This is a genomic window from Phocaeicola massiliensis B84634 = Timone 84634 = DSM 17679 = JCM 13223 (genome assembly GCF_000382445.1).
In the GTDB taxonomy this organism is placed as follows: domain Bacteria; phylum Bacteroidota; class Bacteroidia; order Bacteroidales; family Bacteroidaceae; genus Phocaeicola; species Phocaeicola massiliensis.
On sequence record NZ_KB905473.1, the window covers coordinates 24,591 to 48,407 of the forward strand.

The 23,817-nt window shown below is 37.4% G+C and carries 22 protein-coding genes, 2 tRNA genes and 1 pseudogene; 23 read left to right on the forward strand and 2 right to left on the reverse strand.

Features of this window, described 5'->3' with window-relative positions; genetic code table 11:
* Positions 1-4: 4 nt before the first annotated feature.
* On the reverse strand, positions 5-2,644 hold the full coding sequence (locus HMPREF1534_RS06015; protein WP_005942247.1) for a calcium-translocating P-type ATPase, PMCA-type: 2,640 nt from the start codon (positions 2,642-2,644) through the stop codon (positions 5-7).
* A 158-nt stretch (positions 2,645-2,802) separates the two neighbouring features.
* Here HMPREF1534_RS06015 and HMPREF1534_RS06010 point away from each other — a divergent pair.
* The 22 genes from HMPREF1534_RS06010 to HMPREF1534_RS20430 all read left to right on the forward strand — a co-directional run bounded on the left by HMPREF1534_RS06010 (position 2,803) and on the right by HMPREF1534_RS20430 (position 19,299).
* Positions 2,803-2,876, forward strand: a tRNA-Ile gene (locus tag HMPREF1534_RS06010).
* Positions 2,877-3,030: 154 nt separating this feature from the next.
* Positions 3,031-4,299 (forward strand): phage integrase SAM-like domain-containing protein, encoded by a 1,269-nt coding sequence (locus HMPREF1534_RS06005; RefSeq protein ID WP_005942250.1) that lies wholly within the window; start codon positions 3,031-3,033, stop codon positions 4,297-4,299.
* 109 nt (positions 4,300-4,408) lie between these two features.
* The gene (locus HMPREF1534_RS06000) at positions 4,409-5,386 is read left to right on the forward strand and encodes a hypothetical protein (protein ID WP_005942252.1); all 978 of its coding nucleotides are present in this window, start codon (positions 4,409-4,411) and stop codon (positions 5,384-5,386) included.
* 247 nt (positions 5,387-5,633) lie between these two features.
* Complete coding sequence (locus HMPREF1534_RS05995; RefSeq protein WP_005942259.1) at positions 5,634-6,221, forward strand: hypothetical protein; 588 nt, start codon at positions 5,634-5,636, stop codon at positions 6,219-6,221.
* A 69-nt stretch (positions 6,222-6,290) separates the two neighbouring features.
* The gene (locus HMPREF1534_RS05990) at positions 6,291-6,722 is read left to right on the forward strand and encodes a hypothetical protein (RefSeq protein WP_005942262.1); all 432 of its coding nucleotides are present in this window, start codon (positions 6,291-6,293) and stop codon (positions 6,720-6,722) included.
* Positions 6,719-8,449 carry a DEAD/DEAH box helicase family protein gene (locus tag HMPREF1534_RS05985; protein WP_005942266.1) on the forward strand — a complete coding sequence of 577 codons (1,731 nt, stop codon included), beginning with the start codon at positions 6,719-6,721 and terminating at the stop codon, positions 8,447-8,449. The genes HMPREF1534_RS05990 and HMPREF1534_RS05985 overlap by 4 nt, the downstream gene beginning before the upstream one ends.
* A gap of 483 nt (positions 8,450-8,932) precedes the next feature.
* On the forward strand, positions 8,933-9,949 hold the full coding sequence (locus HMPREF1534_RS05980) for a DUF3871 family protein (protein ID WP_005942270.1): 1,017 nt from the start codon (positions 8,933-8,935) through the stop codon (positions 9,947-9,949).
* A 70-nt stretch (positions 9,950-10,019) separates the two neighbouring features.
* Positions 10,020-10,292, forward strand: a complete 273-nt coding sequence (locus HMPREF1534_RS05975) for a hypothetical protein (RefSeq protein WP_005942273.1) — start codon at positions 10,020-10,022, stop codon at positions 10,290-10,292.
* A 66-nt stretch (positions 10,293-10,358) separates the two neighbouring features.
* Complete coding sequence (locus HMPREF1534_RS21020) at positions 10,359-10,484, forward strand: hypothetical protein (protein ID WP_005942276.1); 126 nt, start codon at positions 10,359-10,361, stop codon at positions 10,482-10,484.
* A gap of 106 nt (positions 10,485-10,590) precedes the next feature.
* Entirely contained in the window at positions 10,591-11,184 is a 594-nt protein-coding gene (locus HMPREF1534_RS05970) for a tyrosine-type recombinase/integrase (protein ID WP_005942279.1), read from the forward strand.
* A gap of 462 nt (positions 11,185-11,646) precedes the next feature.
* The gene (locus HMPREF1534_RS05965) at positions 11,647-12,147 is read left to right on the forward strand and encodes a DUF6717 family protein (RefSeq protein ID WP_005942284.1); all 501 of its coding nucleotides are present in this window, start codon (positions 11,647-11,649) and stop codon (positions 12,145-12,147) included.
* 86 nt (positions 12,148-12,233) lie between these two features.
* Positions 12,234-12,500, forward strand: coding sequence for a hypothetical protein (locus HMPREF1534_RS05960; RefSeq protein WP_005942286.1), 267 nt, complete (start codon positions 12,234-12,236; stop codon positions 12,498-12,500).
* Positions 12,501-13,170: 670 nt separating this feature from the next.
* On the forward strand, positions 13,171-13,641 hold the full coding sequence (locus HMPREF1534_RS05955) for a hypothetical protein (RefSeq protein WP_005942289.1): 471 nt from the start codon (positions 13,171-13,173) through the stop codon (positions 13,639-13,641).
* A 71-nt stretch (positions 13,642-13,712) separates the two neighbouring features.
* Complete coding sequence (locus HMPREF1534_RS05950) at positions 13,713-14,171, forward strand: hypothetical protein (RefSeq protein WP_018452359.1); 459 nt, start codon at positions 13,713-13,715, stop codon at positions 14,169-14,171.
* A 1-nt stretch (position 14,172) separates the two neighbouring features.
* Complete coding sequence (locus HMPREF1534_RS05945) at positions 14,173-14,955, forward strand: hypothetical protein (protein ID WP_018452360.1); 783 nt, start codon at positions 14,173-14,175, stop codon at positions 14,953-14,955.
* 6 nt (positions 14,956-14,961) lie between these two features.
* A complete protein-coding gene (locus tag HMPREF1534_RS05940; protein ID WP_005942296.1) occupies positions 14,962-15,189 on the forward strand; it encodes a hypothetical protein in 228 nt (75 codons plus the stop codon).
* A 24-nt stretch (positions 15,190-15,213) separates the two neighbouring features.
* Entirely contained in the window at positions 15,214-16,077 is an 864-nt protein-coding gene (locus HMPREF1534_RS05935; RefSeq protein WP_005942299.1) for a penicillin-binding transpeptidase domain-containing protein, read from the forward strand.
* Entirely contained in the window at positions 16,077-16,829 is a 753-nt protein-coding gene (locus HMPREF1534_RS05930; RefSeq protein WP_005942302.1) for a hypothetical protein, read from the forward strand. Before HMPREF1534_RS05935 ends, HMPREF1534_RS05930 begins: the two co-directional genes overlap by 1 nt.
* Before the next feature lie 54 nt (positions 16,830-16,883).
* Complete coding sequence (locus tag HMPREF1534_RS19915; RefSeq protein WP_005942305.1) at positions 16,884-17,552, forward strand: A1S_2505 family phage non-structural protein; 669 nt, start codon at positions 16,884-16,886, stop codon at positions 17,550-17,552.
* Between the two features lie 56 nt (positions 17,553-17,608).
* Positions 17,609-18,040 carry a DUF1810 domain-containing protein gene (locus HMPREF1534_RS05925; RefSeq protein WP_005942310.1) on the forward strand — a complete coding sequence of 144 codons (432 nt, stop codon included), beginning with the start codon at positions 17,609-17,611 and terminating at the stop codon, positions 18,038-18,040.
* 376 nt (positions 18,041-18,416) lie between these two features.
* Positions 18,417-18,989, forward strand: coding sequence for an ORF6N domain-containing protein (locus HMPREF1534_RS05920; protein WP_005942313.1), 573 nt, complete (start codon positions 18,417-18,419; stop codon positions 18,987-18,989).
* 206 nt (positions 18,990-19,195) lie between these two features.
* Positions 19,196-19,299 (forward strand) — tRNA-Met (locus tag HMPREF1534_RS20430).
* A 115-nt stretch (positions 19,300-19,414) separates the two neighbouring features.
* Here the strand turns inward: HMPREF1534_RS20430 and HMPREF1534_RS19920 are convergent.
* Positions 19,415-19,608 (reverse strand): annotated as a pseudogene (locus HMPREF1534_RS19920) (nucleotidyl transferase AbiEii/AbiGii toxin family protein); the annotation flags it as partial.
* 1,048 nt (positions 19,609-20,656) lie between these two features.
* Here HMPREF1534_RS19920 and HMPREF1534_RS05915 point away from each other — a divergent pair.
* Complete coding sequence (locus HMPREF1534_RS05915) at positions 20,657-23,806, forward strand: SusC/RagA family TonB-linked outer membrane protein (RefSeq protein WP_005942317.1); 3,150 nt, start codon at positions 20,657-20,659, stop codon at positions 23,804-23,806.
* Positions 23,807-23,817 lie beyond the last annotated feature (11 nt).

Below are 23,817 nucleotides of genomic sequence, written 5' to 3' on the forward strand. Positions count from 1 at the left end.
TCTTTTACCTAATTGACTTTTTTGTTTGCAACCGTTTTATCAGTCGGTAGATTTCACCTGCTACCAGCACCAAAGAGGTAGCGGTGATGATTATAATCCATTCGGTCAGGTTCAGCGGTACGGTGCGGAATACTTTTCCTCCGAATTCGACAATGAATATCTGACCTATCAGTATGATAACCGCTACACTGAGCATACCCAGTGCATGGCGTGAATCTTTAAATACAGAATGGTTGGTTCCGAAAACACTGGCGTTGAACAGATTCCAGAACTGAAGCATTACAAAGATAGTGAAGAAGCAGGTAAGAGCCCACTCTGTTTGTGAGGCGGGAAGTTGTCTGATACCTACGATGAGTGACATCAGTATAACCAAAAATGCAAGTCCTACACCTAATATATTATTGCGCATAGCCTTGGTGATGATAAAGTCATTGGTCTTGCGCGGCTTTTCGTTCATAACATCGGGACTGGGCGGTATGGAAGCCAGTGCCATGGCAGCAAAAGTGTCCATAATGAGGTTTACCCATAACATTTGAGTGACAGTCAGCGGAAGTTCCGTTCCCAGAAAGGCACCGAGCAATACACTTGCCAATGCCACTACATTGATTGTCAGTTGGAAGACAATGAAGCGTTGAATGTTTTTGTAGAGCGAACGTCCCCACATGACGGCAGTGGCGATACTGTGGAAAGAGTCATCCAGCAGTGTAATATCGCTGGCTTCTTTTGCGACAGAAGTTCCTGTTCCCATCGAAAGTCCCACTTGTGCGTGATTGAGAGCGGGGGCATCGTTGGTTCCATCACCGGTAACAGCAACTACCGCACCTTTTTGCTGGAGCAGCTGCACCAGGCGTTGTTTGTCCATCGGGCGCGCACGGCTCATTACTTTCAGGTCGAGCACACGGTCGAGTGCTTCTTCGTCGCTTAAAGCAGCAAATTCCACCCCTGTGATTCGGTTGCGTTCCGAGTCTTCGGGTTTCCATAATCCGATTTGGCGGGCAATTTCGGTAGCAGTTCCCGGAGTATCACCGGTTACAATCTTCACACCGATACCGGCTGACTGACATTTGCCGACAGCTTCGGGTACATCGGGACGAATGGGGTCACTGATGGCAAAAATACCGAGGAAAGTCATTCCGCCTTCATTCACTAATTCAGAACAATCCTCTCCGACGCCTTCGGGGATATATTTATAAGCCAGTCCCAAAGTACGCATGGCCTTGTTTTGATAGGCAAGCAGGTCGGCATTATATTGTGCAATGGCATCAGGGCTCAGATTGCATTTACCCATTATAATTTCAGGCGCACCTTTTATATATAGCACTCTTTTTTGCTGGATGGGAGAGTCGACCAACGTAGCCATATATTTACGTTCGGTGGAGAATGTGAGCTGGTTGACAACAGTCGCTCTTTCACGCAGCTCCATGTAATTCTTTCCCTGCTCGTTAAGCCACAACAATAAAGCGATTTCGGTCGGGTTTCCTACACCGGAAGGTTTCTTTCCGGCCTCTGCTTCTTCCAAGAAAGCCGTGGAATTGGCACTGATGCCTTCAGCTATCAAGTCTGCTTTGGAGGTGTCGAGCTTTGCTTCATGCACTTGCATCAGATTCTGTGTCAGTGTGCCGGTCTTGTCTGTACAGATGACGGTGATGGCTCCCATTGTTTCGCAAGCATGCATTTTTCGGACAAGGTTGTTCGTTTTCAGCATACGGCGCATATTCAGTGCAAGGCTGAGAGTAACACTCATCGGTAAACCTTCGGGAACGGCGACCACTATCAGGGTAACGGCCATCATGAAATATTTTAAAACAATACGGGCGATATGCACCCATTGCTGCCAGCCGGTTATCTCGTTCATGCTCAAATATCCATAAAGGTCTTTGGCCGTGAAGATAATAAAGGTCAGTGTGGCAATGGTAAAGCCGATTTTACCGATGAAATCGGCCAGCTTTGTTAATTGAATATTCAATGGAGTCTGTTCTTGGCTCTGCTCTGTTGCCTGGCGAGCCACTTTGCCGATTTCTGTCGCATCGCCTACGTGCTCTACGCGCATCATGCCGTGACCGTCCACTACTGTTGTTCCACGCATGACGGTGTTGCTGGGATATGTGGCCTCATCATCAAATAATTCTTCGTTGACCGTTTTGTTCACCATTAATTCTCCGGTCAGGTTGGATTCATTAATCTGCATGGAAATAGCTTCCAACAAGATGCCGTCTGCCGGCACCTCTTCGCCGGTATTTAATATGACGATGTCTCCCACAACGATGTCTTTGCGCGGAATCTCTTGTATTTTGCCGTTACGCATGACCGTGACGGGCGTTTCTTCACCTACGGCGTTCAACAAATCAAATTTCTTGTTTGCATCATATTCAAAATAGAACCCGATGCCGGTAGCCAGAAATATAGCGAAGAATATTCCGATAGTTTCGGCATATTCATCTTCAATGATGGCTATGACCAGTGAAAAGAATGCTGCAACGAGAAGGATGCGTATCACCGGGTCGCGGAACTTTTCGAGATAAAGTTTCCACATAGAAGGACGTTTAGGGGGTGTCAGGAGATTCATCCCGAATTTCTCCCTGCTTTCAAGAACTTCTTTATTTGTCAGCCCTGTAAAGGTGGTTTCCTGTTTTGTATGTGCCATACGGCTATTATCAATTAATTAGTGAAGTACAAAAATACAATTTAAATCCTTACGAATAAGTGAATTAAATCTTTTTATCAAATTTTGGGTGTGATTCTTTGCAAATCTCAAAGAAATGTTCTACTTTTGCACCTGCTAAGAAGAAATTCTCATAGCTCGGACTTGTAGCTCAGTTGGTTAGAGCAACAGACTCATAATCTGGAGGTCCCTGGTTCAAGCCCAGGCTGGTCCACAAAGAAAATAAGCGTTAATTGCACAAAATCAAGCAGTTAGCGCTTTTCTTTTTGTCCCTTCACTATGAGTTGGGATAGGCTCAAATCAATAGAATTACATATCTTTTGCAGCATTTGTTTACCGCTTGTTTACCGATAAACAAAAGGATTAATATGCTGACAATCAACGCAGAAATCAAGAAAGACGGACTACGGTCTAATGGTACTTACAACGTAAAGCTAAGATTCACACTCGACAGAAAAATGAGACGGCTGGCAACAAGTCTATTCGTCACAAGTAAAGACCTGACTAAAGAACTGAAAATCAAGCAAAATTCACCTATTAAAAAAGAGGTAGATTCTCTTATTCGCAGTTATCAAGAGAAATGTACCAAACTGCAAGTTGAATTAAACCACTACACCATTGATGAAGTAATGGACTACTTGGATGGGGAGCATCAAAAGCAACAAACCATTGACTTCATAAAGTTCAGTCGTGAGTGGATAGCCTCAACTACTATCAAAGGCGCACCTAACTACACTACTGCCATTAATGCCTTAGTTCGCTTTATAGGCAAAGAAGAATTGGATGTAAATCTGATTACAACCATTTTTTTAGAGAACTTCAAAGTGTTTCTGAATAAAGAGCGTGAAGTACGAATGAAGAAACTGATTCAGCAGGGTAAGCGTGTGCCCTCTAATCGGTCTTTATCTCTTTATTTGGTAAGCATAAAGAAACTATTTAAAGAAGCGCAAAAAAAGTATAACAAGAGAGAGAAAAATCTTATACTGATACCTAACAATCCATTTATAGACTTTGAGATACCCAAGCAGGAAGCAACAAGAAAGAGAGCTATTCCGGCAGATATTATAAAGAAGGTATGGAAGCTACCCTATAAAGATATGAAGAAAGGCTACAAGTCCACTTGCCGCTATAATTTGGCAAAAGATTGCTTTATTCTATCATTCTGTCTGATGGGCATTAATTCAGCCGATTTATATAATGCTACAGAAATGGCGAACAATACCATTACTTATAATCGTACCAAGACGAAAGACCGTAGATTGGATAATGCTCAAATGAAAGTGGATATACCTAAAATCGCATTACCACTTATAGAGAAATACAGAGATAAAAGTGGTAAACGCTTATTTAATTTTTACCAATACTATGCAGACGAAAAAGGTTTCAATAAGGCTATCAACTACGGCTTAAAAGAAATTGGTACAATATTAGGAGTAGATGATTTGGAATACTACGCAGCGCGCCATTCATGGGCTACTATTGCATTGAACAAAGTAGGCATAGACAAATATATAGTCCACGCAGCACTGAACCATATAGATGATTCTATGAAAGTGACAGATATTTATATTGAACGGGACTTCGTAAATGAGAACAAGGCTAATGCCAAAGTTGTGAAATATGTATTTGGTAAATGAATATCGTTTGCCATTATGCAGAACCTACTATAACGAAAAAGAAGTCTGTAATCCGCTAAAGATTGCAGACTTTTCTTTTATTTTGCAGTATAACTAATACGAATATACTATGTATCAGATAGAAGAACTGCCCGATTTAAAAGTGGCTTGGCATGAAAGCTACAAATGTCTAAATGAACCACTATTAGAATATGTGTGGGAAGTAGCCAATCACTTCCTGCCCGATTATGAAGATGTGTCCGCTGCACCTGCCATATTTGCCAACAGATATGCGGAAAGAAATCTATCTATTGAAGAAAGGTACGAGAGAACACAAGAAATGAAAACTTTCAAAGGAACTTTGGAAGAATACAAGAAACGGGAATACAGAAAGCTGGATGATTCTTTCAAAGAGAAGTTTCTAACTAATGAAGATTTACAGAATACCATTGAAGCGTATAAGTTGGATGTTAGCAAGTTTTGGTATCTACTTCTGTTCGTATATGACTTTATAGAGGATATTGGTACAAACGCACCTGCATTAAATAAGTCCGTATTGGAGGATTTTAGCTATTTTCATACCAACCTATCGGAAGCTACCAGTATCACCCTAAAGAAGAATAACAAGAAAAGCTATGTCGTTGAAAGGGAGGACACAATCAGAATCATTCAAGCAGCCTTGCAGCATTTTGTCAATACATACAGCGATATTATACATAGTGAGCAAGATAGAGAAACCATGATTAAACAATTAAAGGACATAGGTTTGGAGGGCTTTATCAGAAATGACTTATCGTCAAAAATCAGCTTTACGGACAAGTTCAGTCTTGACATATCTTATAAGAAGTGGAAATTTACGGATATGTTTCTGTTTTTTATTGAAAGAAGAAAGGCTACCACCATACCCGATAAAAAAGTAAAGGTATCTAAAGACAAGATGATGCTTGTTTCAAGGCTTATCTATACAGTGGGCTATGATGGCAAAAGATATAATGAAGAATACGATTCGGAGGGTAACAAGAACAGAATGTTATCCAATCTCCTTAGAAGATACAAGAACGAGAAATTTCCGTCTGTCATAGCTAATAACTACAACGTAGTTTCATAAACGACATACATAAAAACATAGCAGAAATGCGTACTGAAAGGGTTGTTCTTTTCGGTACGCATTTTTTTTGCGTACTGGAATGGGCACGTTTTCTACACACATGGGCATTAGGCAAAATGCTTTGTTACCCCTTATTTCTGCCCTAATTTTGCAATGTCAAAAGGGAACAAATAAGTAAGTGCGCATAGCTTTAGTAGTTCTTTAATGACTTAATAATTAATATGTAAAATATCTAAAATTAGGAATTATGAAAAATTTAAAATTTGCAGAAGCATTAAATAGTGAAGTAGAAAACATAGTAGAAAACACTAAAGTAAGTGCAGCATTCGTGCAGGAACTGAAAGAAGCATTCCTCATGTTTCCCGTCAGAACGGATATGCGTTTCAAACAATCCTCAAAAGGAGAACTGATTATATCGGTCACAGTCGTTTATGCTACTGGCATGACACAACATTTTGAGGGTGCAGGAGATGCAGACCTTATTTCGGCAATACATTTCGGCATGGCTAAAATGATAAACGGCTTGCACGACTACAAAGCAGAGGAACATGAGGTCGAAATTGCCCAAGAGGGTGAAAACTTGGTAATGGAACTGTTCAAGCAGTACATGAACTCCACTATGAGGGGCTATATTGAAGCGGACTGGTACAACAACAGCGGCGAGCGTTACCGTTGCGTGAGATTCACTTCCACATTCAACGGGAATGTAAAGTTCTGCATGAAAGCAACGGATGAAGTGAACAGCCTTATCTGTGAAGCCTGCAAACCCGAATGGATGAAGAAATCAGAAGCGGAAGCCAAACAACAAGTTCCCGAACAGAATGAAGTAGCCTAAACAATCAGCTTTGAAGAAAGTCGAGGGAACAACCTCTCTCGGCTTTCTTTTTTAATCGGAACAGAGAAAATGAAACAGATACAGTTTGCCCAAACATATAATAATGAAGCTGCACACAGACAAGTGAAGCTACTAATGAAACAACACAAGCAGCTTTATATCCAAGTGAACGGTGAAGCATGGATTAGCAGTCAAGGAGTAACGAGTATAAGATACCAACTCAACGCACAAGGCTGGCAGTGGATTCTTAATTATCTGCAAACGGGAGATTATGAGGATTTTGGAGTATTCCCGTCCAGACTATCCAAGCTATGCAGCGAGTTCCAAGAGGATGTGGTAAAAGAACTAATAGAACAGAAATACAATATTGCAAGAATCCCTTTTTTACGGGAAACCGAAGCCTATATAAGACTTAGAGGGCTGTTCCGTTTCGGAAAACTCTTTTTCAGCATAAGGAGAAGCGATGAATTTATAGATTATCTAAACAGCAAAGGATTATGATTACTCTACATAAAGGTCAATACCTGTCTGACGTAATGAGTGAGATTCCGTCAAACTGCATACTTTCCAAAAGAATACCCGGCTGTGGTGCTACCACTTTGGAGCTTGAAACCCAAAGAAATTCCATTATCGTAGTTCCCAATGTACCCGTCATCAAAAGCAAGTGCGGAAAATACAGCAATCTGTTAGGCGTTTATGAAGATGTCACAACAGATAAGATTCGCAATTATCTGACTAATAACAGACTACATAAGATAATGACTACTCCCGAAAGTTTTGGAAAAGTGAAAAACGCTTGCAGTGGTATTGACATTTATAATCATTTCTTCCTGCTGATGGATGAATGCCACCAATTAATCAAGGATGTGGATTACAGAACGGACATAGTGCTGCCCATGAATGACTTTTTTCGTTTCAAAAGCAAGGCTCTTGTTTCCGCCACTCCTATCGGATTCAGTGACCCAAGATTTAAAGAGTTTGAAACAGTGGAAGTAAGTGCCGATTATGATTACAGACAAGAAATTGCGGTTACACATACTTATAATATATACAAGGCAATAAGTGAATATTTAGGCAATCACACAGAGGAAACAGTCTGCTTTTTCGTCAATTCCGTGGTAATGATTTACTCCATAATGAAACAGTTCGGCATATTGGAGGATTCTACCGTTTACTGTGCGCCAAAAAGCCGTTTGAAACTGAAAAATGAATACTCCTTTGATAATGCTTATAATGATTGGAACGCAGATACCATGAAGAAATATAACTTCTTCACTGGCAGATTCTTTACGGCATTCGACTTGGATTTGCCTTATCAGCCCGATTTGGTAATGGTTACAGACCCTTATAATTCCGAATATACCATACTTGACATAGATACGGACTGCATACAGATTTGCGGAAGATTCCGTAACGGTATAAAATCGGCAACACATATCTATCGGGTGAATCCCGAAATCATAACCAAAGACAGGGAACAGATAGAATGGGAAATTTCGGCACATGAATTTGCCTATAACACGATACAAACCTTATACAAAAGTGCGGATAACAGAGAAAGCAGATTCGCTTTCGGTGCAGTTCTTGAAACCATGCCGTTCCGTAAATTCCTATATTCGGACTTTACAAAGAACTGGTTTGCCATAGACAATGAGATTAATTCCGTATTGGTGAACAACAGATACCAATCAAGACAAGAAATAAAGAACTGGTACAATGACTGCCATTTCTTCAATCCCACATTTGAGAATTGCGAATATAACGAGAATGACGAGAAATTAAAGATTGCCAAGACTACACGCTCGGTAAAGGACAAACACAGAAAAATGGTACAACTTCTTAGTGAAATGGAAACTCCCTACTCGGAATACGCCTTAGATTTCATTAATGATATGCGGAAGATTGACCCGTTCATTGTGGAAGCGTTTGAGACTTTGGGCAAAGAGAGGATAGAAGAACTTAACTATTCCAAAAAGAAAATCAAAGAAGAAATGATTCTGACACAACGTAAGGGGAATAAAGTTATCAGACTGGTTAAGAATATATTCAAGGTTGGTAACAGATATTCCAATGAGAAAATAGTTAATGAATTAACGAGAATATATGAGAGATTGAACATACACCCCGAAGAAAATATAGAACCGAAACTTATCGGTCTCTATTATCAAGCAAATCCATTTAAATCGGGTAATATAAGAGGCTATCAATTAAATTCGGAATTAGTTTAGCTAAATGGGACAAAATCTCATTTTCTTGCCTTTCTATACCCGATACAGAAATTAAGTAAAATGTCCCTATCAACCTTAATAACTAATGAAACAGAGTAATTTTCGTACTAACTAATAATATACAGTCGCAGGAAATTCTTGCGGCTTTTATTTTTGGCGCAGAACCACAACCGCACATTTTCCCCGGTTTCGATTTTCTGAATATTCCCACTTTAGGCAGAGTTATATAGCACCTACTTTATAATAAGCCACATACAGCTAATACCATTAAAAAGACTACCTTTTAAAGAATCACCTATATTCAGTTTGGCTAAAAGTCAAGAGAGCAGATATATAAGGTACTTAATACAGAAAGCCCCCTCCCCATTCAGTCAGTAAGCTAAAATATATAAGAGTGTCTGCCTTTGCGGACCACAACCTCCAATAGTCCCCCTCTGTACATTGATATAAAAAGAATTATTAATCATTTAAACTTTTATCAATATGAGAAATTTAGTTATCATGCCAACAGAGAACAGAGAGAGAATGAATTTAGGTGAGTTTGCAGAAGAAGCAACCATTATTGAAGAAACTGCAACACCTAAAAGGGTAAATCATTTCATTGAGGCAAACACCCAAGAAGCTACCTTGCAACATTTGAAAAATGACTGCATTACTCCCGTTTTTGCAAAAGACAATGAGCTTACAGTAAACCATGCTGCATTTATTGAAACTGTTTGGGAAGCTGCAAACTCCTACTACAATGGTGAGACTATTGGAACACCCGATATTCGTGTTAGTCATGTGATTAAGGGTCGCATTCCCGAAGCTATCCACAAACCTGCCAATCAGTTGTTGGAATCAGACAAAACAATCTACTATGAGAGGGCAGCTTTCAGTATTGACATTCCTACAATCTATGAAACGGTTGAGGAAAACAAGTTGAACCTTTCAATAGTAGGGGTTAGAGCCTATAACCAAATGAATCTGTATTCAAAGAAAGTTCCAGAGTTGTTTAGGTTGGCTATTGGCTTTAAAAACCAAGTTTGTTGCAATATGTGCATCTTTACAGACGGTTACAAGGATGATTTAAGAGTGAGCAATACAAGTGAACTTTACCGTTCTGCCTTGGAACTGTTCAACAACTACAATCCTGCCAAACATCTGTATCTGATACAACAGTTGGGCAATACCTCAATGAGTGAGCATCAATTCTGCCAAATATTGGGTAAAATGAGACTTTATCAGTGTTTGCCCAATGGCTACCAAAAGAGACTGCCAAGAATGTTGCTTACTGATACACAAATAAACAGTGTTGCAAAAGCCTACATTAATGATGAGAACTTTGGCAGCTTTGGAAATGACTTGAATATGTGGAAATTTTATAATTTGCTCACTGGAGCAAATAAAAGTTCATATATTGATTCATTCTTAGACCGCTCTTTAAATGCTACTGAAATGGCAGTTGGAATTAATGCAGCCTTGCATGGGGATGAGCATTACAAATGGTTTATTGACTAATTAATGAGAGGACATCTATTTATTAGGTGTCCTTTCTTATCTATTTTACAAACCTTTTAAATAATGAGATATGGAATTACAAGAAAGCCGTGAATATAAGGCTGCAAAAGAATTGGAAAGAGCTTTGAATGATATGAGTTGGAATCCTCAAAAATTTGCTGAAAGTACAAGATATTATCACCGTACATTACAGCAGGAATTAATGAAAACCATTGTGGCAATCATTAAAATGGTTGGTGATAAGGGGTACAGAACAGACCTTAGAAATCAAGCCTCACATGAACTTTGCAGAAAGATTATTGACAGTGGGGTATTGGATGATTGTTACTTGCCTTTTATATGATGTAATGAGAGGACATCTATTTATTTAGGTGTCCTTTCTTTTTTATTCACTTAAAAATACTACAAAATGGAAGATAATGGAAAATTGATTTTATGGGGTACATTGGTAGTTATACTACTGATAATAATTGGCATCATTAATCCCTTTTTGCTGATACTGATTATCACTATCTTTACTTATCTGCAATCTTAGTTACACTTTCTAATAGAAGTGAAAGTAATTTGAGAATCAAGCTATTACAAAATGATTCCCGAATTAACTTTCACTTTTATAGTCAAACCTACAAAATTGAAACAACATGAGTTTGAAAAACAGCTATACAACAAGTGACTGCCTACAATGGGACAGTGCTACAAACTTGGTGAGAAAATTATATAGGGATAAGAATTATAGAATAAGCCTGCTTGTTGGGTGTGGCATATTTTTTGGTTTACGCATCTCTGACCTACTACAACTTACTTGGGAAATGCTTTTGAGTAAGGATGCAAAGTTTACCATTACTGAAAAGAAAACAAGCAAACGTAGGGAAGTGAGAATTAATAAGGAGTTTCAGAAGCATATCAAAGACTGTTATACAGCTTTGAATATTCAAAACTTGAATGAGTTCTGTTTTTTATCGGGAAAAGGTAAGAACAAGGTCTATTCTATCCAATGGATAAACATTGTACTTAAAGAGCTGAAAAGCAAGTACAATTTAAAGATAGACCACTTTTCTACCCACTCACTTAGAAAGACTTTTGGCAGAAAAGTATTTGAATCCTCTGAAAATGCTGAATTGGCTTTAGTTAAACTGATGGAATTATTTAATCATTCAAGTGTAACCATAACTAAAAGATACTTGGGACTTAGACAAGAAGAACTGTTAAATACTTATGACTGTTTGAGTTTCTAACTACTGCTTGGAATGGGACAAAGTTTGAAATTTCTGTTGTTATCATACCATTTTCAGAAATAAAGAACTTTGTCCCGTTCTCTAATATACAGTAACTTTCAAAAACTGCAATGTAAGAGAAACTGTAAATGATGGTTATATCTAAATCTGATAGGGCATAGTTCCAAGCCAAACAGATTGCGATAACGTAATTAGCCCTACATTAATGCAAGCGTAAGAAAATTATCTTTTTAAAAAGGCATAATACGGCTTGTAGTTTATGGTATGTGCGATTTTGGGAACTGCTTATATGCCGTATCAATCTACTAATTATTTAGCTATGCTATAAAATAATTTCTGAATTATGCAAATATCTGCAAAGTGCTGAAATGCAGTCTGTTTTGATAATCCAAATTAAACATATAGCTTTGCAGTGTCCGTTTACAAAATCCCATTTATTTAATCATTTAAAATTTATCAGCTATGAGTAATCTTAAAACTTACTTCAAGAAAAGTGTGTCCGTATGTAAGAAAAGCTCTGCCTATATAAGAGCGATACCCGTTCTTGCAAAAGCACTATATCATGCAATGGTGGGTAATGGAAATTATAAGGTATCATTTACCAAAATAGGACGAAAATGGTACTGCAATGTTCCGGGTTTTCCCAAAGAGCTGTTTGAACATACTCTGATGGTTGGTGGTGCATCCAACTATCTTGAATATTACTCTCGTGGAGAAAATGAGATTGTGGCTACTATCAGAATTGCTAAAGAATGGGAAGATAAGTTTTATTGCGGAGTTAGATTATATAAGGTAAGTTCCACCTTAACGGGTGGTGCTTTCTATAAAGACCCAAGCGGAAATTTTGGTGAAGAACTTTGGCTTTGTCCCGTTACCCTATTCTTATTGGGCAAATACCCGAAACTAATCTTTATCTATAAGATTAACAAGAACTACCTGCATTGTCCCATCTGTATTGAGTGATTGAGCAAATTTATCCTCACAGATACCGCTATAATTGCAAATGAATCATTAATTTTGTGGTCTAATTAACTAAAAACACAATAGATATGGAAGATATGTTCTCTTTAGGCAATGTTGGATTGTGGAGAATGGCAAACAATGGCTATATATCACTAACTGGAGAGGTGGGTGAATTATTTATTGCCAAAATTTTAGGAACTATCATTCTTAAATTGAAATATAAAGATATTGTTTACGCAGTTTCAAAAAACGCAAATGAAAGATATTTTAGAGTACCAACCTCGGAAGGTGGATATTTCTTCTACTTTGACAGCTTTAATGAATTAAAAGAGACTATTGAAAAGAATAAATAACAATCTGATTTTTTTTAAAGTTCGCAGTATTTGCGGACTTTTTTTATACCCATTATGAAGATAGATACTTCTTTCATTCATTACTTAGTTAGGCAACAAACCCATATACCTTATAATCTCTAATAGAACTACATCTTTCAATCCGCAGAAACTACGGGTACTTTTTTCGGGAAGAAATCTTCTTATAGTCCCCATTCAAAAAAAGTACCTGCTTATGCTATTACAAAGAAAAGAAGCTGAATACTTCTCTAATTACTTACTAAAGATATGCTTTAGAACATTTAGAACTGCATTTATCAGCGTTTTATCTTTAGCTATTCAAAACCTTTCGCTAACTTTGCAACAATTTCAGAGGTCTTAATGCGTTAAGGCACTGAAAGGACATATTTAACGAAAAGGTGTTATTGAGATTATCTTCTTTTTCTCAAATTCTCGCAAAATTTGAAAGACTGTGAAGATGATAGCAATAGCACCACACCATTTGATATATACCTACCTTATATCCATAAGGCTCTTAGATATTGTCAAAATTGGTGTGGGTTGCTATTGTTTTATCCACAGTCAAGGCAATGCGAGAAGCCAGAGAAAAAGGGTAAAGCAAATAATAGTTCCCACACCTTATTTTTTATCCACTTCTTCGGGGAATTGGGAAGTACAATATTAGTGAGTAATGAAAAAGATTATTTCAATTTTAGCTTTTACAGTACTGCCAACAATTGCTTATTCACAACTTCCATTAGTTGAATACAAACCCGTAATAGTTGGCAAAAACAATAACAACAGTAGCAACGAACATAACCGTAGCAATAATAACGGGTATTTTCCAAACGTACCTTCATATTCCACTCCTAACCGTTCTACCACACAAAGCTATCAGACTGTAGGAGCATACTTCTTTGATGCAAGTTCACAAAATTTCAAAAGAACAAAAATCAAAATCAATTTAGGAGAATCTTATTCGGGAGAAACTGAAATCTATGTTCGGGCTGTATTAGACCGTTCTTTATATAGAGAAAGTTGGAGAGATTGTAATAACAGAGCTGTTAGGGTCAATGCTTTATTAGACAAAGAAATTATAGTGAACAACTTTGAATGGAAAGTAGAGCATACAACTTTGGGTACTATTTACTTTAACTACTAATTGTTGAAATTATGAGAACTTTTATTTTACTACTGCTTACCTTATACTTTGCTCCCATATATAGTGTAAATATGGGAAATGACAGTGATATTTTTATGAACAGATTGTCTGTAAACCAAGAATTTCAAGGCAATTTTTCATATAAATATGGTATGCGCAAAATTGATAAGGAATTATATATACACAATTTAGGAACTAATGTTCAATCCTATGTTGCAAGTAAGAATTGGAATGAATATAAACGTGAGGAATTTAGAAATGCGTATGAAAGGTATATGGACGCATTGAAAAAAGACAGACTTTCAGCTGATGATTTTGGAAACATAACAGATTCTAAAGGAGAATTAGGCAATGTTGATGGGGATGATTATTGGTACGATAATAAAGGAAATAGAATAAGTGGTGCGGAGTACAGAGCTTTAAGTGTACGCAAACAAAAGAAGTATCGGGCTTTTTATGCCAATAAAGAAGTTGTCACATATTTCAATGAGATTGCTAAGGCTATAGTAAACAGAAGATATTCTGACTAAGATGAAAACATATCTATTCGATACCATAAACCGATACAAAAGATTCAGTGAGAATCTTGATGTAAAGACTGTCTTATGTAATAAATCATGGATGGTTTTTAATAATTCGGGGGAGAAAGAAACTTATATATTCCAAGAAAGCGGAATTTTAATTATTTCTCTTAATGGTAAAGTAACGAATGCTACGTGGCAATATATCCCAGCTAATAAATCTCTTATAATTAGCGGAAATGAACAATCTTATATGGTACACGCTGCCTATGTGGATAATATACTTTTTGTTTTACAAGTAGATGGCACAAAAGAATGTGCTTTTTTAATTGACGAAAATAACAGACAAAATTTCCAGCCTAAATCATATAATGATATTAAAAAACATTTTGAGGTTAAAGAACAGAAGCTGTTGCAAAAACAGACAACTGAATATTTAAAAACTGAAAGTTTAGTTAAACAAAAAGAGAAAGAAAGGAAAGCAAAAAGAAGAAAAGAGGAAAAAGAGAAAAGAATAGAACAATTACGATTTAAAGCTGATGGAATAAGACATGTAAATGGATGGATGCAAATTTTTATATTCGTAGTGTCATGGATACTATTTTCTATATTAGTGTCTATAGTATGTTCATTTGAAAAAACCCCTTGGCTTGTTGCGATTCTATTACCTCTTATTGGTGGTCCATGTTTTGTTTTCTTTATACCATGTTATATGATAACATTAATTAAGAATAAGAAAGTGAAAGATTGGAAAAAGAAATATCCCAATGATGCAGTTAATCAATATCTATAAAATCTTATGAAATACTACAGAGTTAACATTGAAGATTACAAAATAGGCATTTCCTGTGGAAATAATATGCCAACAAAAGAGTTCCTGAACAATCAAGTTCATGAATTTCTAAAATCTCAAAAAGTGAATATAAATAGGGATGAGACTTTTAAGTTTCAAGATTCTAATGAAAAGGAATTTGAAGATTTGAAACGTGAAGTAGCATTAAGTTCTAATTTTAAAATGAGATATTAGATTCGACTTATTCATTCAAACGCTATGTTGAAAACCTACCTTACAGTATTAGTTAGCTTATTAGTAGCTTGCAGCCCTGCCAAACAAAATACAAAACAAGTATCTACCATAGACAGCACTTTACAAGTAAGAGTTGATTCTATCCTGCAAAACAAGCTGTCCGAACTTAATGCTACGGTAGGGCAAGTTATTATAATGGAAGTACGGACGGGAGAAATTAAAGTTTCTGTTGGTTCTGATTCTATTCTGCAAGAATCGGGATTGGTACGTACCGCTTCACTTTTGGCAGTATTGGAAACAAAGGCAGTCAAACTATCCGATACGATAGATGTTGGTAATGGCATTTTAGCCATTGGTAAAGATACATTGTACGACCATAATTGGCATAGGGGTGGATATGGGAAAATCACAGTGGAACAAGGCTTCGAACTTGCATCCAATATCGCCACCTACAAAGTAGCGAGAAAGGCATTTGAGAACGGACAAGCCTTTTCGGAAGCACTTGCAAAGTATGGCTATCAAGTGAAAGACACAAGTCTTGTTTATAATCCTTTGGGATATGGCATTCTCACCACTCCATTACAGAACTTGACTTTCTTTAATTACATAGCTAAAAGTAAGACTGCCATAAAAGAAGCATTGGAATACTCTGTTTCTAATGGATTAGCCAAGCCTGCCCAATCAGATAGAGTAAAAGTAGCTGGAGCAACGGGAACAATTCAACTTCCGAACGGTGAATATGCAGTAGAATTTTGCGGTTACTTCCCTGCCGATAATCCGAAATACAGTGTTATCGTTACCATTAATAAGACAGAATTACCTGCAAGCGGTGGACTGATGGCAGGTGATGTTTTTAGGCAGATTGTTGATATTATGAATGAAAGATAATGAGAAGATTGCTATTTATCATTATTGGGCTACTTAGTTTAGCGGCTTGCAAAACAGACAAAACACCAGTTCCGCAGGATTTTGAATGTTTCAACCAACCACGAGTTTTTATCAAGTACAAACAGCCAATAAACGGATATACGGTAAAAGCAATGTGGCTACCTTATGTTGCCCAAGACGGAACGACTGGAGAAACAGGAATAACTACACTTCTACATTTTAAGAATGCTGATAACGAGTTTAGCATAAACTTAGAAGCAAAGCATATTATTGATACACTTTGTTATCATTATCCGAATTTAAAAGACGGTGATGTGCTTTATTGGGACTACGCACAAAAAGGCAGCAATGAAGTGTTGCCTAATTATGCCCCATTCTCCTTTTATGATGTGGACTTTGACGGTGAAGAAGAATTGTTGATAACGGACTATCAAAGCGGCTCATACTCCAACAATACTTATAAGGTTTACAAGATACATGAATATTATGCAGAGTTAATGACAGGCGAGCCGTTTGATTACTTGGAAACTTCCGCAAAGTTTGATTCTATCAACAAGCGCATTATAACAACAAGCACAGGCGGACAAGGCAGTATTTATATATATACTTACCAACTGAAAGAATATGAAACAATGTACGGTGACAGACCTACGACCATTTCCAAATTTGAGTTGGTGAAAGCTGATATAATAGATGATAAAGGACACAGGGTTTATCTACGGAAAGGAGATAAGTTAGAATTAGAAGACTGAATACATAATAAATTAGTATATTTGCATATAGACCCCACATTAATATTTAAGAAGATGAAAATCAATGTTATTAAATTTGAAACAATCAATGGAAAGAAAGTAGGAAAAGCATTTTCATTTCCAATGGATGCAAAGAAAATGGCTCGTTATAAAACAGAAGCTACCGTAAGAAAAAAGGTGGAGGAATATGTTGCTAAAAGCGGCTTATTCAAAAAGAACGAACTAAATGAACTCAAATATGACATGACCGACTTCTTACAAGAATGGAAAAAACAGAAACCCATTGTGGAAGCTGAAATGCTAAAGGAACTGGAAGCCTCAACCAATGCAGGAAACAGAATAACACCTGAACACATCAATCGTCTTGGAACTAATGAAGTTTTCGTTTTTGGTTCTAATGCAAGAGGATTGCATCATGGAGGTGCTGCCAAAGTCGCTGTTGAAAGTTTTGGTGCTGTCATGGGACAAGGGCATGGATTGCAAGGGAAAAGTTATGCTATCAATTCCATGAGCGGCATTTCTGAAATGGAGAAAGATATAAAGTTGTTCTGTGAGTTTGCAAAATCGAATCCACAGAAACATTTCCTTGTAACTCCCATAGGTTGTGGTATTGCAGGTTTTAGCCCTAATGATGTCGCCCCATTATTTAAAAAGTGTGCAATTTTGAATAACGTATCACTTCCTCGTTCTTTTTGGCAAATAATAGGGTATCCAAAGGAATAAAAATTCATGCAGAATTATTTAGTAAAAGATTCTTCTGAAAAATGGGCATATAATATATGACGAAAGACGAGATTAGAACAAGAGAAGATTTTATTAATCTTTATGCTTTACATCTTGGACTTGACAGATTCATTGAAGCACAAGATAAGTGGAATACTTATCAAACTGCCTTGGAAGAAGTCAAAGCAGGGAAGAAGAGAACACATTGGATTTGGTTTATCTTTCCTCAAATGGAGGGACTTGGCACAAGTGAAAAGTCTCGTTACTACGGAATACGTGGGCGTAATGAAGCTATTGAATATATCAACCATCCTATATTGAGAGATAGGTTAGTTGAAATCACAGAAGCGGTCTATAATAATGAGAAATCAGTTTACGAGATATTTGGAAACGATGTAATTAAAGTAAGGTCTTGTATGTTACTTTTTGCATCTGTTTCTGATATTCCTATCTTTCAAAAGATGCTTGAAAAGCATTGCTGGAGATAAAATTCTCATATAATAACAAAAGCCAACCTACCCAATTACGGACAAGTTGGCTTTTCAGTTCTGAACACTTAATCATTAACATCTTTTCTTGGACTTCATTATAGGAACAAGTCCAATAGTAGAGAAATAGTTTCGCATTATTTCTCTGTTTCCAATTGGTTTCTTTATCAATTTCTTCATAACTCTAAATTTTAGAATTTCACATATACAAGCATACACATAGATATATAAAAGTCAAAGCCAAGCGTGAATGAAAATGGAATATTGTTTCTAATCATGCGAATATGTCTTTTATGCCATATATTAAAATTTTGTCAGTACATTCTATCTACATTATACGGAGTTGATTATCTTTGCGCTACAAAAGATTTAATCAATGGAACAATTACAAGTAATTCAAAGCAAGATATATGAAATCAGAGGTCAGAAAGTAATGCTCGACCGTGATTTGGCAGAAATGTACGGAGTGCAAACAAAAGCATTGAATCAAGCCGTAAAACGCAATATAGACCGTTTCCCCGAAGATTTTATGTTTCAACTGACAAGCGAAGAAACACAAAAATGGAGGTCACAGTTTGTGACTTCCAATTCCATCAAGATGGGAGTTAGGCGCAACCCTTATGCGTTCACTGAATTAGGAGTAGCCATGCTAAGTAGCGTGCTGAACTCCAAAACTGCCATTCAAATAAATATGGGTATTATGCGTGCTTTTGTCGCTGTTCGCCAAATGATAGCATTGCCTAAAACAGACCAACTAACAGAGTTGCAGAATGAGGTAAAAGAGTTGAAAGACTATATAGAAGAAGTGTTCGCTGATTACAACGATATTAATGATGATACACGGATGCAGTTGGAACTTATCAATCAGACATTGGCAGAACTACAAGTCAAGAAGAAATTGGAAGAAAAGCCACGCAGAAGAATCGGATTTATACAGCATGATGAATAATCTGATTCTGTCAAGCACGAGATTTTATAAAAACTATAATACTTCCACGCAAGTAAAAAAAGTGATTGAAGAACTACAAATATATATTATAATTATTGCATAACAGTACAACATTAGCTACCTTTGCATCAGGAACGAATGTTTACCGCTGGTTTACCGATACGTTCTTATAAGAGTTCATTAATTGGTATGCAAACGCTTTAAAAGACTTGTTGCTCAGTTGGTTACACACGATAAATCCGCAGGATTTAACGTGCTTGGCAACAGACTCATAATCTGGAGGTCCCTGGTTCAAGCCCAGGCTGGTCCACAATAAAGATTCCTAATAGATTGTTATTCAGTAGTTTGTTAGGAGTCTTTTTTATTTGTGTCAACAGAATGTCAATCAAGCCGCTTTTAACTATCCGATTTTATCTTACTTACGCAACTGTTAATAATGGCTCAGTAGATATATCATCTATTACAGTGAGTTCTTTCTCTATCTGATACCATGCCACTTCCATTTTTTTCTGTTTAGAGGTACGCCATTTCATAAAGTACAAGTCCTCACTTTGTCGAGTTCTCATTTGTAATGACAAAGTTGTGCTCTTACCAAGCGATAGGGTCTGATGCAATCCAACTTAGAAACAGTTTGTTTGTGAAATGTGGTATTTCTCCGTTTTTTCTTCTACTTGATGTCATAGATAATCATTTAATCTTCGGTTGACCGTGAAGTATTCCACCGGACAATGCTTTTGTTTCTTCCTTTATTGATGAAAGTGAATTTTCTCTTAACCACGGTCGTAGCTAACGTTAACCACCCCTGTGACTAACTCTAACCACCCGGGTGGGCAGGCTTAACCACGGACGTGGTTAAGCAATCGCAACCTGCTTTCCATCAAGCTATGTATTTGCTCTATAAGGACGGGCATTACTTGCTTTTTATTGATGGACTTATTGGAAGTATGTAGACAGGACAGGGATACCGATGGTTGTACCTATGAAATTTTCACTGATGCTGTATTTGTTCAGTCACTAATCGTAACTTGATATGGTTACGTGCATGGTTGACACACATCATCTGTGTGACTAATATATGTATTCCTTTACATAATATATTGGGAAACAGATAAATTAGCATTTCTACTCTTTTTCTATTTTATATATTGAAGGTTGGTTTAAAGCCACATCGGATGGGGAAGTTTATGTAATTATATAAAGTTCCTGTAGAACTAAGTATATCTTATGGCTTTTGTATACTGGGTGCAAATATATAAATTTTTTAAGATATAAAAAGAAATGGAGAGATATTTTTATAAAAAAGAACTAATTATATAAAATAGAGCGTCAAATAGGTTAGTTTTATACAAATAAAACATTTTTTTCTCTCTTCCATTTACCATTATTAAACTATATCTCGATAGAATATAAGTAGAATATGGGTAGAATGAATCAATATATACTCTCTCAATATATCATAAATCGGTCCGTTTGCAATATGGAATATTTACGTTTCTTAGTTCTACAGGAACTAAGAAAGATGGTTATAACATCAAGTTTAAGTTAAAATATTAGCTTAAAGTAGAGTTAAAATATGAGTATAAACTGATTCGACAAATGATGTGTTAGCCGTTTTATGGGAAATAAATGACATTGATTATTTATTAACATAAAATTTAGAGAGTATTATGAAAAAGACGTTTCTATTGGCAGCTTTGCTATGCTCCTTTTTCCCGGAAATTGGTGCATCCGGTATTCCTGTCACAGATGAATCTACTATTGTGCAGCAAAATCGTAAGGTGGAGGGCATTATAGTAGATGAAGCAGGAGAACCGGTTATTGGTGTTAATGTCCGAGTTAAGGGAAATTCTACTTTGGGGACAATTACCGATTATGACGGTAAATTTTCTATCGATGTGTCTTCGAAAGACATTTTAGTCTTCTCTTATATTGGTTATAAGACTCAAGAAGTGAAAGTGGGAGACCAAAAGAGTTTGAGAATTAAAATGAAGGAGGATAGCGAGACTTTGGGAGAGGTTGTGGTTACGGCTTTCGGAACCGGACAAAAGAAAGAATCTATCGTGGGTTCTATTCAAACGGTTCGTCCTAATGACTTGAAAGTGCCTTCTGCCAATCTTTCTAACTCTTTTGCCGGACGTCTTTCGGGAGTTATTGCCTATCAGCGTAGCGGACAGCCGGGCAGTAATGGTTCTGATTTTTACATTCGTGGTATTTCTACTTTGAGTGGTATGACTTCTCCGCTTATTATTTTGGATGGGGTGGAAGTGAGTTCGGCAGACTTGGATGCGCTTGATCCTGAAATTATAGAAGGATTCTCTATTTTGAAAGATGCGACTGCCACTGCCATGTATGGTACGCGTGGAGCCAATGGTGTAATGATTGTTACGACCAAGAGTGGTGCCGACCTTGAGAAGCCTATTATTGGCGTGCGTGTGGAAACGAATATCACACAACCTACGAAAGTGCCTAGCTTTGTAGACGGATACCGTTACATGGAGCTGTATAATGAAGCTGTAACTAATGAAGGAACAGGTAATATCCTTTATACTCAAGAACAGATAGAGAATACCCGCAATGGGGTAAATCCCTATATCTGGCCTAATGTAGACTGGTATGGCTCTTTGTTCAAAGATTTGGCGTTCAACCAAAAAGCCAACTTCAATATCCGCGGAGGTACGAAGAAGATTACTTACTTCATGAATGTGGGAGCCAATCACGAAACCGGTATGCTGAAAAACGAAGCATCTAAGTATTTCTCTTACAAGAATAATATTGATTTGATGAAGTATACCTTCCAGAACAATATTGATTTTCACATGTCTAAGACATCAACCATTTCTTTGCACCTGAATGTGCAGTTGAATGACTTGAGACAGCCTAACACCTCTGTAGGCAACCTTTATTCAGCTGTAATGAACTCCAATCCGGTGGATTTCCCTATCGCTTATCCGGCAGACGGTGTAAATAATTGGATTTATTGGGGAGCGTATGCAGGTGGTAATGACCAAGGTGCAGTCAATCCGATGGCCAGCTTGACCAATGGCTATACTGATATTTTTGAGAGTACGGTAATGGCTAATATTGACTTTGAACAAAAGTTGGATTTTCTGTTGAAGGGGCTTCGCTTTAAGGCTTTATTCTCTTATAAAAACTATAATAAAACCACTACCAGCCGTTCTCAGGGCATTAACCGTTATACATTGACCGGTTATACTCAGAATGCTGACGGTAGTTATAGTCTGAACATATCTCCGTTTGGTTCCTCCAATCCGAGTAAGCCGGTGTTGAGTACAACTTCGAGTGTTGCGGGTGACCGTCGTATCTATTTCCAATCTTATGTAGATTATATGAATAAGTTTGGTAATCACAATGTGAGCGGTATGCTTCTTTGGAATATTGACCAATATGATAATAATGCTCCCGGTAATTTGGTCGCTTCACTTCCCCGCCGCAAGATGGGATTTGCGGGTCGTCTTTCTTATGATTATGACAATCGTTATATGTTCGAAGTGAATGCCGGTTATAATGGTTCCGAAAACTTTGCCAAAGGACATAAATGGGGCTTCTTCCCCTCTGTAGCAGTAGGTTGGAATGTAAGTCAGGAGAACTTCTTCGAACCTCTGAAAGACGTTATCTCTAATTTAAAGCTCCGTGCTTCTTACGGTTTGGTAGGTAATGACCAATTGCTCGATTCATCGGGTGGTCTTATCCGTTTCATCTATATGTCTGATATTACGCTTCAGAGTGAAAATGCAGGATTTACTACCGGTGACAAGCAGCAGATTACTTTAAATGGTCCTGTATATACCCGTTATCAGAACAACGACTTGACATGGGAAGTGGGTGAGAAGTTAAATGTAGGTTTTGATATGCAGTTGTTCAACTCCTTGAATGTTACGGTGGATGCTTTCCGCGAAATCCGTCGTGATATCTTCCAACAACGCTATTCTATTCCTAACTACCTGGGTACGGCCAGCACTGCCGTTTATGGTAACTTGGCTAAAGTGAAGAACTATGGTTTTGACCTCTCTCTTGATTATGGAAAACAGATCAATAAAGATCTTGCCATTCAGTTTAAAGGAACATTTACTTTTGCACGTAATGAGATTCTGGAATATGATGAGGCTCCCGGTGTGCGTCCCTCTTTGTCTAATATCGGTAAGAAACTGAATACCATTTACGGTTATGTAACCGACGGACTTTATATCGACCAGGCTGATATTGCCAATAGCCCGAGCTCTACATTGGGTAATATTGCTATCGCTCCGGGTGATATTAAGTATGTGGACCAGCCCGACAGAGATGGTGTTTATGATGGAAAAATAACGAGTGATGACCGTGTAGCTATGGGTTATCCTACTGTTCCTGAAATTGTTTATGGTTTTGGCCCATCTATTTCTTATAAAAACTGGGATTTCTCCTTCTTCTTCCAGGGTGTAGCCAATACTTCGTTGATGATGTCAGGGTTTGCTCCATTCGGTACTCAGTATAACCGTAATGTATTGTCATGGATTGCTGATGACTATTGGTCACCAAGTAATCAGAATCCTAATGCCGCTTATCCGCGTTTGACCAAGAATGATAACAATCACAACACTCAGTCTTCGGATTATTGGTTGCGCAATGGTGCTTTCCTGAAATTGAAAAATGCAGAAATAGGTTATACTTGGAAGAAAGTTCGTTTCTATATAAGTGGAGCTAACTTGCTTACTTTCTCTCCTTTCGATCTTTGGGACCCTGAAATGGGTGGTGGTAAAGGTTTGAGTTACCCGACTCAGCGTACCTTTAATCTTGGTTTACAGTTGTCATTTAAATAATCCAAAAACGA